General features: G+C 62.5%; 9 protein-coding genes. 4 read left to right on the top strand and 5 right to left on the bottom strand.

Annotated elements, in window-relative coordinates:
• Positions 1-4 precede the first annotated feature (4 nt).
• Genes C5J24_RS29450 through C5J24_RS29430 form a run of 5 tightly spaced genes read right to left on the bottom strand, consistent with a single transcriptional unit; the run spans position 5 to position 5739 of the window.
• Positions 5-1180 (bottom strand): acyl-CoA dehydrogenase family protein, encoded by a 1176-nt coding sequence (locus tag C5J24_RS29450; RefSeq protein ID WP_105423131.1) that lies wholly within the window; start codon positions 1178-1180, stop codon positions 5-7.
• The gene (locus C5J24_RS29445; protein ID WP_105423129.1) at positions 1180-2022 is read right to left on the bottom strand and encodes an enoyl-CoA hydratase family protein; all 843 of its coding nucleotides are present in this window, start codon (positions 2020-2022) and stop codon (positions 1180-1182) included. Before C5J24_RS29445 ends, C5J24_RS29450 begins: the two co-directional genes overlap by 1 nt.
• A 58-nt stretch (positions 2023-2080) precedes the next feature.
• Entirely contained in the window at positions 2081-2527 is a 447-nt protein-coding gene (locus tag C5J24_RS29440; protein ID WP_105423127.1) for a cupin domain-containing protein, read from the bottom strand.
• Positions 2528-2570: 43 nt separating this feature from the next.
• Positions 2571-3383, bottom strand: coding sequence for an SDR family NAD(P)-dependent oxidoreductase (locus C5J24_RS29435; protein ID WP_105423125.1), 813 nt, complete (start codon positions 3381-3383; stop codon positions 2571-2573).
• Between the two features lie 10 nt (positions 3384-3393).
• The gene (locus C5J24_RS29430) at positions 3394-5739 is read right to left on the bottom strand and encodes a bifunctional salicylyl-CoA 5-hydroxylase/oxidoreductase (RefSeq protein ID WP_105423123.1); all 2346 of its coding nucleotides are present in this window, start codon (positions 5737-5739) and stop codon (positions 3394-3396) included.
• A gap of 297 nt (positions 5740-6036) precedes the next feature.
• Here C5J24_RS29430 and C5J24_RS29425 point away from each other — a divergent pair, with 297 nt between their 5' ends.
• The 4 genes from C5J24_RS29425 (at position 6037) to C5J24_RS29410 (ending at position 13794) form a co-directional block, all read left to right on the top strand.
• The gene (locus C5J24_RS29425) at positions 6037-8193 is read left to right on the top strand and encodes an indolepyruvate ferredoxin oxidoreductase subunit alpha (RefSeq protein WP_105423121.1); all 2157 of its coding nucleotides are present in this window, start codon (positions 6037-6039) and stop codon (positions 8191-8193) included.
• Positions 8194-8196: 3 nt separating this feature from the next.
• Complete coding sequence (locus C5J24_RS29420) at positions 8197-9744, top strand: indolepyruvate oxidoreductase subunit beta family protein (RefSeq protein WP_105423119.1); 1548 nt, start codon at positions 8197-8199, stop codon at positions 9742-9744.
• A 100-nt stretch (positions 9745-9844) separates the two neighbouring features.
• The gene (gene mprF, locus C5J24_RS29415; RefSeq protein WP_105423117.1) at positions 9845-12427 is read left to right on the top strand and encodes a bifunctional lysylphosphatidylglycerol flippase/synthetase MprF; all 2583 of its coding nucleotides are present in this window, start codon (positions 9845-9847) and stop codon (positions 12425-12427) included.
• The gene (locus tag C5J24_RS29410; protein ID WP_105423116.1) at positions 12424-13794 is read left to right on the top strand and encodes a virulence factor family protein; all 1371 of its coding nucleotides are present in this window, start codon (positions 12424-12426) and stop codon (positions 13792-13794) included. The genes mprF and C5J24_RS29410 overlap by 4 nt, the downstream gene beginning before the upstream one ends.

Raw genomic sequence — 13794 nt, 5'->3', positions numbered from 1 at the left:
GTCCTCAGGCCTTCAGCAGTTCGCGGGCGATGATGAGCTTCTGGACTTCGGTCGCGCCCTCATAGATGCGCAGCGCCCGGATTTCGCGGTAGAGGCTCTCGGTGATCTCGCCGCTCTTCACGCCGCGGCCGCCAAAGATCTGCACCGCCCGGTCGATGACGTTTTGGGCGTTCTCCGTCGCGACCATCTTGGCCATCGCGGCCTCCTTGGTGGTCGACAGGCCCTGCACGTCGCGGCGCCAGGCGGCCCGGTAGGTGAGGAGCGCGCCCGCATCGATCTGGGCTGCCATGTCGCCAAAAGCGGCCTGGGTGAGTTGCAGGTCGGACAGGTGATTGCCGAACATCGGCCGCGCCTTGGCATAGGCGAGCGCCTCGTCCAGCGCGCGCTTGGCAAAGCCGAGAGCGGCGGCGGCGACGGAGGCTCGGAAAATGTCCAGGGTCCGCATGGCGATCTTGAAGCCTTCACCCGGCGCGCCCAGCAGCCGCGAAGCCGGGATGCGGCAGTTCTCGAAGCGGATCGTCGCCAGCGGATGCGGGGCGATCACATCGATGCGCTCGGCGATCGAGAAGCCCGGATCGTCGGCGAACACCACGAAAGCGGAGATGCCGCGCGTGCCGGGCGCCTCGCCGGTGCGGACGAAAACGGTGTAGACGTCGGCGATGCCGCCGTTGGAGATCCAGGTCTTTTCGCCGTCGAGGATATAGTGGTCACCGTCCTTTCGGGCAGCGCAGGCCATGGCGGCGACATCCGAGCCGGCTTCCTTTTCCGATAGCGCGAAGGCGGAGATCCATTCGCCCGACTGCGCTTTCGGCAGGACGGTTTGGCGAAGCTCTTCAGAACCGGAAAGGCCGATCGCGCCGGTGCCGAGGCCCTGCATGGCGAAAGCGAAGTCGGCAAGGCCGTCATGCCAGGCAAGCGTTTCGCGGGTCAGGCAGGCGGCGCGGCTGTCGATCGGCCGGCTGCCGCCGGCGCCGGTCGCCGCGTCGAGAAGGCCGGCGTTTCCGAGCGCCTTGACGAGCGTGCGGCAGGCGCCGTCCGTGTCCGAATGGTCGATATGGCTCAGCGCACCGGAGGCGGCGAAGGCGTCCAGTTTTTCGGCGAGCGCCTTGTGGCTGTCGTCGAAGAAAGGCCAGTCGAGGAAATCGCGTGCCGGTCCCTTGAGTGTCGTGGGGTTGGCCATCAGTCGCCCTCGAAGACCGGCTTGCGCTTTTCGGCAAAAGCCTCGAAGGCACGGCGGAAATCCTTGGTCGCCATGCAGATCGCCTGGGCCTGGGCTTCGGATTCGATCATCTCTTCGATGCCCATCGCCCATTCCTGGTTCAGCATGGTCTTGGTCATCGTGTGCGCGAACCACGGACCGTCCGCCAACGAATGGGCGAGCTTGACGGCCTCGGCTTCGAGAACGTCACCAGGATGGATGGTATTGAAGAAGCCCCAGGCTTCGCCTTCGCGGGCGTTCATCGTGCGGCCGGTGAACAAAAGTTCGGCGGCGCGGCCCTGGCCGATGATGCGCGGCAGGATTCCGCAGGCGCCCATGTCGGCTCCCGCAAGGCCGACGCGGGTGAAGAGGAAGGCGGTCTTGGTTTCGGGCGTCGCCAGCCGCATGTCGGAGGCCATGGCGAGGATCGCGCCCGCGCCCATGCAGATGCCGTCGACCGCAGCCACGATCGGCTGCGGGCATTTCTTCATCGCCTTGACGAGATCGCCGGTCATGCGGGTGAAAGCGAGCAGGTCCGGCATCGCCATATGGGTCAGCGGTTCGATGATTTCGAATACGTCGCCGCCGGAGGAGAAATTGCCGCCGGCGCCGGTCAGGACGATCGAGCGGATGTCGGAGGTGTAGACGAGATCGCGAAAAAGATCGCGCAACTCCGCATAACTTTCGAAGGTCAGCGGGTTCTTGCGCTCCGGACGATTGAGGCGAATCGTCCCGACGCGACCGTTTTCGCTCACTTCCCAGAGGAAATGTTTCGGCTGGTAGTCGCGAAAACTGCGCTTCATGTCCTTCATCGCGTCACTCATGTTCGTCTCCTCTCCTTTTCATCGAACGTCTTTTCCGGGCGGCAGGACCTCTCCCGGGTCAGTCGTTGGCGGAGGGCGGCAGGAAATCCACCTCGTGCGCGGCGGAAACCTTCACGATCTCCTCCACGTCGGTCATTTCGTGCAGCTCTTCGAAAAGCTGTTGGAGCTTGCGGGCCGGGGAGACCCAGAAGAGCGCCCGGCACGGCTTGTCGGACTTGTTGAAGTAACCGTGAGGTATGCCGCGCGGCATGCGGACCAGATCTCCAGCCTTCGCCTTGACCCACTGGCCGTCGAGCTTGAGATCGAGTTCACCCTCCTGCACGAGGATGAATTCGTCCTGCGTCTGGTGGATGTGCACAGGCACGAACTGTCCCGGCAGACTGTTGGTTTCAAAGGCGAAGGTGTCGTCGCAGACCGCCTTTGGGAAATAGACCTGGCCGAGGATATTCCAGCTGGTGCCGTTATATCCGCTACCGCTCTCGGTTATGCCCTTTTCCAGTTCCATCCTGATCTCCCGGTTTTCGTTTTCTGGTTCATGCCGAGGCCGACTAGCCTGCCATGACTTCTCCCCCGGCAACTGCGATTGCCTGTCCGTTGATCGACGCTGCTCCGGGCGATGCCAGCCACAGAACCGTGTCCGCAACTTCCTCCGGCTTCACCAGCCGCCCCTGCGGATTGCTCCTGGTAAATTCCTGTCGCGCCTGTTCTTCCGTCCGTCCGGTCTTTGCGACGATCGTCTCGATCGAACGGGCGATCAGAGGCGTGTCGGTAAAGCCGGGGCAGACGGCGTTGACGGTGATGCCGGTCCTCGCAAGCTCCAGCGCCAGCGAACGGGTGAGGCCGACGACGCCATGTTTGGCGGCCACATAGGCCGAAACGTAGGCATAACCGATGAGCCCCGCAGTCGAGGCGATGTTGATGATGCGGGCGCCCGCGCCAAAGGCCTTGAGATCCGGCAGCACGGCCTGGGTCACCAGGAACACGCCGGTCAGATCGACCGACATGACCCGATTCCACATCTCCAGCGAGGTCTTTTCGAAGGGCGCGCTTGGGCCTTCGCCGGCATTGTTGACGAGGATATCGACAGGACCGAACGAGGCTCGCGCCGTCTTCAGGCCATTGTCGATGGCCATCTCGTCGGTGACGTCGAAACCGTCCGCGACGCAGGCCTTGTCCCTGCCAAGCGCGGCGGCGAGCGCCTCCAGAGGCTCGGCACGCCGGCCGGCGAGGGTCACCCGCGCGCCGGCTTCCACCAGCGCCGTCGCGATCGCCTCGCCGATGCCCGAGCCCGCACCGGTGACGAGGGCGTGACGGTTGGCAAGGCTGGCACTGGCAAGACTGGCAAAGGGCGCTTCGTTCATGACGCGATCCTTATTTCGCCGCCGCCGGGCCGACGGCCGGAGGGGCAACGGCGGCCGCAGCACGCGCGAGGTTCGTTTCGTACTGCGCCTTGCCGGAATAATACTGTTTCGGCCAGGGAATGTCCGTCAAGCCGATCTTGGCCGCCTCGTGAAGAACCCAGGCCGGATCCGCGAGATGCGGGCGGGCGACGGCGCAGAGATCGGCGCGGCCGGCGGCAATGATCGAGTTCGCATGATCGGCCTCCGAAATCGCGCCGACGGCAATGGTCGGGATACCGATCTCGTTGCGAATCTTGTCGGAGAAGGGCGTCTGGAAGAGGCGGCCATAGACCGGCTTTTCTTCCTTCCACACCTGCCCGGACGAGCAGTCGATCAGGTCAGCACCGGCATCCTTGAACATCTGCGCGTAGATCGCCGCGTCTTCCGGCGTGTTTCCGCCTTCGAACCAGTCATGGCAGGAGAGACGCACGGAAATCGGCCTGTTTGCCGGCCAGACCTCGCGGACCGCCTTGAAGACTTCCAGCGGATAACGCGCGCGGTTTTCGTGGCTGCCGCCGTATTCGTCTGTGCGGATGTTGGTGAGCGGCGAAAGGAAACTCGACAGAAGATAACCGTGGGCGCAGTGCAGCTCCAGCCAGTCGGCACCGGCTTCTGCCGCATATCGGGCCGCCCGGACGTGGTCGGCCGTCACCCGATCCATGTCGGCGCGGTCCATTTCCTTCGGAACCTGGCTGGTCTTGAGGTAGGGGAGTGCCGAAGCCGAGATCAGCGGCCAGCCGCCCTCCTCGACCGGCTGATCGATGCCTTCCCAGGCGATCTTGGTCGAACCCTTGCGGCCGGCGTGTCCCAGCTGGATGCCGACCTTGGCGGCGGAATTGTCATGCACGAAGGTGACGAAGCGTTTCCAGGCTGCCGCCTGCTGCTCGTTCCAGAGGCCGAGGCAGCCGGGAGTGATCCGGGCGTCGGGCGAGACGCAGGTCATTTCCCCAAACACGAGGCCGGCGCCGCCGAGCGCACGGGAGCCGAGGTGGACCAGATGGAAATCGTCCAGCAGCCCGTCCTTGGCGGAGTACATGGCCATCGGCGACATGACGATACGGTTCGGCAGATGGGTTTCGCGCAGCGAATAGGGCGTGAACATCGGCGGCAGGGTGCGGCCGTTGCCGGTCACCTCGATGCCGTTTTTCCCGGCGAACCAGCGCTCGTAACCTTCCAGCCATTTGGGGTCGCGCAGCCGGAGATTCTCGTGGCTGATGCGCTGCGAGCGGGTCAGCATCGAATACATGAACTGTTCGGGCTCCAGCGTATCGGCATAACGCTGGCCGACCACTTCGAACCATTCCATGGCGTTGCGGGCGGCATTCTGGATGCGTGCGACATCGACGCGGCGGATTTCCTCGTAGGTTTCGAGGACTTCCGGGATCTTGTCCTTGGAATGGCCGAGCTTGTTGAACTGGTTGCTGAGCTCGATCGCATCGTCGATGGCGAGCTTGGTGCCGGAGCCGATGGCGAAATGGGCGGTATGGGCGGCGTCGCCCATCAGCACGACATGCGAGTTGCCGTTGAAATGGCTCCACTTGCCGCAGATCAGGCGGTTGAAGTTGAGCCAAGCGCTGCCGCGCAGATGCCGGGCATTGGTCATCAGTTCGGAGCCTTCGAGGACTTCCGAGAAGAGGTCCTGGCAGAAATCGATCGAGTTCTGCTGGTCCATCTGGCCGAGGCCGTGCTTTTCGTAAGCCTCTTCCGTGGTTTCGACGATGAAGGTCGAGGTCTTGTCGTCGAACTTGTAGATATGCGCCTGGAACCAGCCGTGGTCCGTCTTGCGGAAGTCGAAGGTGAAGGCGTCGAAGAGCTTGTTGGTGCCGAGCCAGATATAGCGGTTCGGGCGCACGACGAGATCCGGTTCGAAGACCTCCGGATAACGGTTGCGGATCTTCGAGTTGAAGCCGTCCGACGCAATGATCAGGTCCGCATCAGGATAATCGACATCGCCATTGGAATCGGTTTCAAAAACAAGCTCGACGCCGAGCGCCTCGCAGCGGCGCTGCAGGATGTTCAAGAGCTTCTTGCGGCCGATGCCGACGAAGCCGTGGCCGGAGGTGCGCTGGCGCGTGCCCTTGAACAGCAGCTCGATATCGTCCCAGTGGTTGAAGGCGTCCTCGATTTCGGCCGCACTTTCCGGGTCCCAGGCCTTCATCGACACCATGGTGGCGTCGGAGAAGACCACGCCCCAGCCGAACGTGTCGTAAGGCTTGTTGCGTTCGACGACGGAAATGGAATGCTCGGGATGCAGCTTCTTCATCAGGAGCGCGAAATAGAGACCGGCCGGGCCGCCACCGATACAGACGATGCGCATATCCAAGTCCTCCTGACGTTCAGTCGCTCATTATTTTAAGTTTAAACTATATGGCGTTTGATCGACCCGTCAAGCGGATTTGCGGCGGTTCCGGCAGTTTTCGTCCGGGATCAACCAAATAATATGCATCAGCATATATATTGATGGCTGTCGCTCGCCTCTCTGTCTTGCACGATGTTCGGTCACGGCAGTACTTGCTGTTCTGCCGGCATTTGTGAATTGACAAATGGCGGCTGCCGAAAATATGCTTTTGCAAATGATTATGGATTGAAGCCGATAAGGCGAAGGGGAAGTGCCATGGCCGAGCGATCTTTTGCGCGCGAAGTCGAGGATCTCAAGCTTGGAGAAGGCGAGATTTTTCGTGGGGAAGGCATTCTGGCCATCACCAAGGCGCTGCTGCAATCCGGCGTTTCCTATGTCGGCGGTTACCAGGGCTCTCCGATCTCGCATCTGATGGATGTGCTCGCCGACGCCAAGGACATCATGGAGGATCTGGGGGTCCATTTCGAGACCTCGGCCTCGGAAGCGGCAGCGGCGGCGATGTTGTCTGCCTCGGTGATGTATCCGGTGCGCGGTGCCGTGACATGGAAATCGACGGCCGGCACCAATGTCGCCTCGGATGCGCTCTCCAATCTTTCATCCGGCGGCGTCAATGGCGGCGCGTTGATCATCCTCGGCGAGGATTTCGGCGAAGGTTCTTCGATCATGCAGGAACGCAGCCATGCGTTCGCGATGAAGTCGCAGATGTGGCTTCTCGACCCGCGCCCCAATCTGCCGTCGATGGTCCAGGCGGTCGAGGATGGCTTCCAGCTATCGGAGGCGTCGAATACGCCGGTCATGCTGGAGGTGCGCATCCGCGCCTGTCACGTGCATGGTCAATTCGTCGCCAAGGATAACCAGCGGCCTAAGTTCACGCTCCGCGAGGCGCTGGAAAACCCGGTCCGTGACGTCAACCGCATCGTCCTGCCGCCGGCGAATTTCGGGCAAGAGAAAGACAAGCTGGAGCGCCGCTGGCCGGCTGCCGTCAACTTCATCAAGGAGAAGAAGCTCAACGAGCATTTCGGCCCCGAAGAAGGCGAGATCGGCATCATCACGCTTGGCGGTCTCTATAACGGCGTCATGCGCGGCCTGCAGCAGCTTGGCCTAGCGGATGTCTACGGCAATTCGTCGGTGCCGATCTATGTGATGAACGTCGCCTACCCGACGATCGATGACGAGGTGGTCGAATTCTGTCTCGGCAAGAAGGCCGTGATCATGGTGGAAGAGGGCGCGCCGGAATATGTCGAGCAGTCGCTCCACACGCTGATGCGCCGCCGCGACATCCAGACTCGCCTGCACGGCAAGGACATTCTCCCGCTCGGCGGCGAATATACCGCGCCCGTGATGATGAAGGGGTTGAAGACCTTCATCGAGATGTACGATCGGCTGCTTCTCGGCAACCAGCCGCCGGTGCCGGATCCGAGCGATGTCCTCAACGATCCGAAGGTAAAGGCGCTGGCCGAAGTCGTGCCGCAGCGTCCCGCCGGCTTCTGCACCGGCTGTCCGGAGCGGCCGATCTTTGCGGCCATGAAACTGGTCGAAAAGGAGCTCGGCGAACACCACGTCTCGGCTGATATCGGCTGTCACCTGTTCTCGATCCTGCCGCCCTTCAATATCGGCGGCACGACGATGGGCTACGGTCTCGGCCCGGCTTCCGCTTCTGCCTTCAACGTCGAGGCGGACAAGCGCTCGATCGCGGTCATGGGCGACGGTGGCTTCTGGCACAACGGCCTTGCGACCTCGGTTGGTAATGCGGTGTTCAACAAGCAGGACGGCGTCATCCTCGTCGTCGACAATTTCTATTCGGCGGCGACCGGCGGCCAAGACATCCTGTCGTCGCGGGCCGTCAATCCGAACCGCAAGACTAACAACTCGATCGTCAACGCGGTAAAGGGCATCGGCGCCACCTGGGTGCGCCAGATCGATCGCACCTATGACGTCGCCAAGATGCGCGACACCCTGAAGGAAGCGCTGACCGCCAAGGAGAAAGGCCCGAAGATCATCGTCGCTTCCTCCGAATGCATGCTGAACAAGCAGCGCCGCGTAAAGCCGCTCTTCAACCAGGCGGTCAAGGACGGCAAGCGGATGGTGAAGGAGCGTTTCGGGGTGGACGAGGACGTCTGCACCGGCGATCACGCCTGCATCCGGCTTTCCGGGTGCCCGTCGCTTTCCGTCAAGCACACGGACGATCCGCTGAAGGACGATCCGGTCGCGGCGATCGACAACAGCTGCGTCGGCTGCGGCAATTGCGGCGAGGTTTCGGAAGCCGCCGTTCTCTGTCCTTCGTTCTATCGCGCCGATATCATTCACAATCCGACCGGCTGGGACAAGTTCCTGTCCAAATTCCGCGCTTCGGCAATCGGCTGGCTGCAGGCCCGCCGTGCCGCCGGCCGCGTCGTTTTCGCGGAGGTTTGACCGATGAATGAGACCGTGAACCTCAAGGCGCTCCACGCTTCCGACAAGCCGCTGACACTGGCGATCATGGCCATGGGCGGCCAGGGCGGCGGCGTGCTGGCCGACTGGATCGTCGGCCTTGCCGAGGAGCAGGGCTGGATGGCGCAGTCGACCTCGGTGCCGGGCGTTGCCCAGCGGACCGGCGCGACGATCTATTATATCGAGATGCTGCCCGCCCGCGATGGCGTATCGCCGATCTTCTCTCTGATGCCGACGCCGGGCGATGTGGATGTCGTGCTGGCCGCCGAACTGATGGAAGCCGGACGCTCCGTACTGCGCGGTCTGGTGACGCCGGACAAGACCACGCTGATCGCCTCGACGCATCGTTCCTTCGCGGTCGGCGAGAAGGAGAAGCCGGGCGACGGCATCGGCGATCCGACCGTGGTGGTCGGCGCGACCGATTTCGCCGCCAGGCGCACCATTGCCTTCGACATGGATACGCTTGCCACGAAAAACGGCAGCGTGATTTCCGCCTCGATGTTCGGCGCGCTTGCAGCGGCCGATGTGCTGCCTTTCCCGAAGGAAGCCTTCGAGGCGACCATTCGCGGCGGCGGCAAGGGCGTTGAGCCCAGCCTCAGGGCCTTCAATGCCGCCTATGAGCGGGCGAAAACCAAGCCGCGCGACGAAGTGGTCGCGATGGCGCCGAAGCGTTTCGACGTGATGCCTGAAACCGCCGGCCATCCGGATCTCGACCGGCTGGTGCACCGCCTGCGCGCAGAATTTCCGGAGATCGCATGGCCGCTGCTGTTTGCAGGCGTCAAGAAGCTCACGGATTTCCAGGATCCGGCCTATGCCAGCGAATATCTTGATCGGGTTGGCAAACTTCATGCCCTCGACCGTGCCAATGGCGGCGAGGATCGCGACTTTGCCTTCACTGTCCAGTCCGCGAAATACGTCGCCGTCGCCATGGCTTATGATGACGTGATCCGCGTCGCCGACCTGAAAACCCGTGGCACCCGGTTCGACCGCGTCGCCAAGGAAGTCGGCGTGAAGCAGGACCAGATCCTCTACATGACCGAATACATGCATCCGCGCATGGAAGAGGTCGTCGGGACCATGCCGAAGCGGCTCGGTCTCTGGGTCGAAAACCGCCCGAAGGTCTTCGCCTGGCTCGACCGCCGCATCAACAAGGGCCGCCGGGTGCAGACCGGCACGCTGTTCTGGTTCCTGACGCTCTACACGTTGGCAGCCTTGCGCCGCACGCGTCGCGGCACGCTGCGTCACGCACGCGAAACCGAGCATCGCGAAGCCTGGCTCGACGCGGCGACCTCGCTGCTCCCGCGGAACTATGATCTCGCGGTGGAAGTGATCAACAATCGCCGGCTGGTGAAGGGTTATTCCGATACCCATGCACGCGGGCTCTCGAAATTCGACCGGGTGATGTCGGCGTTGACGACGCTTAGAGATCGGGAAGACGGCGCGGCCTGGATGAAACGCCTGCGTCAGGCGGCCCTTCTGGACGAAAGCGGCATTGCTCTCGACGGTGCGTTGAAGACGGTCTCGACGCTTTAGGTTTTAAGCATAAAGACACATTATAGCCGCGATCCCGTTGCTTTTGCTGCGCATCTGACCAAACTCTAGATGCGTAATTTTTCCAGCACCGGCAGCCCACATGGAATCAACGGTTCGTCAGCCAAGTCGCTTTCGAGACATCCTTGAGACGTACCGTCCTTACCTCATCGCCCTGGCGGCGCTGGCGGTTTTCGCGTTCACGACGTTTGCCATCTACAACCTCACCAACGAGGTCAACTATGATGACGTCATCGAGGCGCTCGGCAATACGCGCTGGTCTTCGATCGGCCTTGCGGTTTTCTTCACGGCATTGAGTTTCGCGGCGCTGGTCGGATACGACATCAACGCGATCACCTATATTGGCCGGACGCTGCCTTTCGTGCCTGTGGCGATAACCGCCTTCAGCGCCTATGCGGTCGGCAATACGGCCGGTTTCGGAGCCCTCAGCGGCGGAGCGATCCGGTTCCGCGCCTATTCGCGCCTTGGGCTTTCGCCCGACGATATCGGCCGTGTCATTGCGTTCGTAACGCTCGCCTTCGGCATCGGGCTTCTGGCAGTCACCGCGCTCGCGTCGCTGGTCACGGCGCCGAGGATAGGAGCAATCCTCGATATCGACGGCATCTGGGTTCGCGCCGGCGCGATCGTGATCATCCTCGTGCTCATCGCTCTTTTGATCCTCGGGCGAGGCGGACGGACGGTATCCGTCGGACGCTTGAGCATCCGCCTGCCGGACAGCCGCACGTCCTCGCAGCAATTCCTGATCACGGCGCTTGATGTCGCCGCCTCCGCCTCGGTCCTCTACGTGCTTCTGCCGCAGACGGAAATCGGCTGGCCGTCCTTCCTGGCGATCTATGCGACCGCCGTCGGCCTCGGTGTCCTCAGCCATGTGCCGGCCGGTCTCGGAGTCTTCGAGACGGTGATCGTCGCGGCGCTCGGCAATACGGTCAGCCTCGATGAAGTGCTCGGCAGCCTCGTCCTGTATCGCGTCATCTATCATGTCCTGCCGCTGCTCATCGCAACGCTGGTGGTGATCGGCGTCGAAATTCGCCAACTTGCCCATCACCCCATTGCATCGACGCTTCGGAAGCTTGAATTCCGACTGGCGCCGCCGCTTCTGGCGACCTTTTCCATGATCGCCGGCGCAATGCTGATCTTCTCGAGCGTGACGCCGACGCCGGATTCCGACATCAATTTTCTTGGCAACTACCTGCCGCTGCCGGTGTTCGAAGGTGCGCATTTCCTTTCCAGCATCCTCGGCCTCCTGCTGTTCGTCGCGGCGCGCGGCATCGGCCAGCGGCTGGACGGGGCGTGGTGGACCGCCATGATCTGCACCTCTCTGGCGCTGGTTTTCGCCTTCATGCGGGCGATCGCGCTTTTCGAGGCGATGTTCCTGATCATCCTGCTGGTCAGCCTGTTCCTCAGTGCCAAGCAGTTCAAACGCCGGGCGTCGCTGTTCGGTCAGGTGCTGACGCCGAGCTGGATCGCCGCCATGTTCATCGTCGTCGCCGCGGCGATCACGGTGCTGCTCTTCGTCTATCGCGAAGTGGACTACAGCCGCGAGCTCTGGTGGCAGTTCGAATTTTCCGAGGAAGCGCCGCGCGGATTGCGTGCGGTCCTCGGCCTTGCGATTTTTGCGGCGACGATCTCGGTGTTCAGCCTGTTGCGGCCGGCGGCCCGACGTTCGGCTCTGTCCACGGCGGACGATCTCGATCGGGCGATCCAGCTCGTCATGGGCCAGGACAATGCCGATGCCAACCTCGTCCGGATGGGCGACAAGCGGCTGATGTTCTCCGAGAGCGGCAATGCCTTCATCATGTACGGCATCCAGGGCCGCTCCTGGATCGCGCTTTTCGATCCGGTCGGGCCGCCGGAGGAGACAGCCGATCTGGTCTGGCGTTTCGTCGAGGAAGCCCGGGCTCGAGGCGGCCGCGCCGTGCTCTATCAGATTTCGCCCAGTCTCCTTTCGCACTGCGCCGACGCAGGCCTCAGGGCCTTCAAGCTCGGTGAATTGGCGATCGTCGACCTGTCCAGCTTCGACCTCAAGGGCGGCCGGCTGGCCGGGCTTCGTCAGGCCGTCAACAAAGGTGCGCGCGAGGGGCTGGAGTTTTCGGTCATCAAGCAGCCGGATGTGATGGCGCATATCGAAGACCTCCGGCGCGTTTCGGATGCCTGGCTCGAAGATCACAACACGCGCGAGAAGACCTTCTCGCTCGGCGCTTTCCGGGATGACTATGTCAGTGCCCAGCCGGTCGCGGTGCTCAAGAAGGAGGGTCGCATCGTCGCCTTCGCGACGCTGTCGCTCACCGATACGAAACACGAAGGCACCGTCGATCTGATGCGCTTCATGCCGGACGCGCCGAAAGGGTCCATGGATTTCCTGTTCGTGAAGATTATGGAATATCTGCGCGATGCAGGTTATGGACATTTCAATCTCGGCATGGCGCCGCTTTCCGGCATGTCCACACGCGAGGCGGCACTCGCCTGGGACAGGATCGGCAGCGTTGTTTTCGAGCACGGTGAACGGTTCTACAATTTCAAAGGGTTGAAGGCTTTCAAGTCGAAGTTTCATCCCGCCTGGGAGCCCCGTTATCTCGCTGTGGCAGGGGGCGTCAGCCCCGCCATCGTGATGATGGACGCGACGCTCCTGATCGGCGGCGGCTTGAGGGGAGTGGTTGGTAAATGATGTATCTGCGTTTTCTTGCTGTCGTGTTTGCGGCGCTGCTGTCCGGTGTGCCGATGGCGGCTGCCCAGGATCAGCAGGATTACCATACGGGCCTTATCCCGCAGCCGCGCATCCTTGTGCCGAACAATGGCAGCGAGCTCGAAGGCATCGTCTTCCTGATTTCAGGCGGGCAGGGCTGGGGGGCTCGGGAGGACACGGAGGCGCAGAAGCTGCTCGCCGCCGGTGCCGCCGTGGTTGGCATCGATTTCCCCTCCTACATCAAGTCGCTGGCCGCCGACGACGGCGACTGCATCTATATGGTTTCCGATATCGAGGACGTCTCCCAGCAGGTGCAGCGACGGATCGGCAATAGCCAATACCGCCACCCGATCGTTGCCGGCATCGGAGAGGGTGGCGCGCTGGCGCTGGCGATGATTTCCCAGAGCCCGAATGCGACGATCGAGGAGGCGATTGCCGTCGATCCGCTGGCCGGCATCCCGCTTGCCAAGCAACTCTGCACGCCGGCTTCCAAACAGAGGGTCGGCGATCGCACGGTCTATGGTTTCGACGACGGCGCCCTGCCCTCCGTCGTGACGATCATTTCCACCGCGACAGCCGATACGGCCGGGAAGGCACATGGCCTTCGCCTGAAACAGGATCATCCCGAGGTCGAACTCAGCAATTCGAGCGAGACTTCCGATGTGGCGCTCTCCCAGGCGCTTGCCGCTCGCATCGCTGCCGCGGGCCGGACCAACCAGCCGCTCGACCTGCCGCTGAACGTGCTCGAAGCCAAGCCGGCCATGAACACGATGGCGGTGATCTTTTCCGGCGATGGCGGGTGGCGAGACCTCGACAGCGAGGTGGGGGGCTATCTGCAATCCCAGGGGATCCCGACGATAGGGCTGGATTCGCTGCGGTATTTCTGGTCCGAGCGCAGCCCCCAGGCGACGGCGGACGACCTGGCGAAGATCATCGAACATTATCGCCGGCAATGGGGCGTTCAGAACGTGTTGCTGGTCGGTTATTCGTTCGGCGCCGATGTACTGCCCGCCACCTACAACCTCTTGCCGGCCGAGGACCGGGCTCGCGTCAAGCAGATCACGCTGCTCGGCCTGTCGCATGAAGTGGACTACGAGATTTCCGTGACCGGCTGGCTTGGCGTCTCGGGCGACGGCAAGGGCGGCGATCCGATGACCGATATCGTCAAGATCGATCCGAAGCTCATCCAATGCGTCTACGGCACCGATGAGGACGACGATCCCTGCCCGACCTTGAAGGACAAGGGCGTCGAAGTCGTGCCGATCGAGGGCGGGCACCATTTCGACGAAAATTACCAGGCGCTGGGCAAGCGCATCCGCGACAGCCTTCAGACACGGCTGACGAAATAG

The sequence above is a fragment of the Neorhizobium sp. T25_27 genome (genome assembly GCF_002968565.1).
Taxonomy (GTDB): Bacteria; Pseudomonadota; Alphaproteobacteria; order Rhizobiales; family Rhizobiaceae; genus Neorhizobium; species Neorhizobium tomejilense.
Note: the sequence above shows the minus strand (reverse complement) of the source record. Positions and strands in the feature narration are given on the sequence as shown.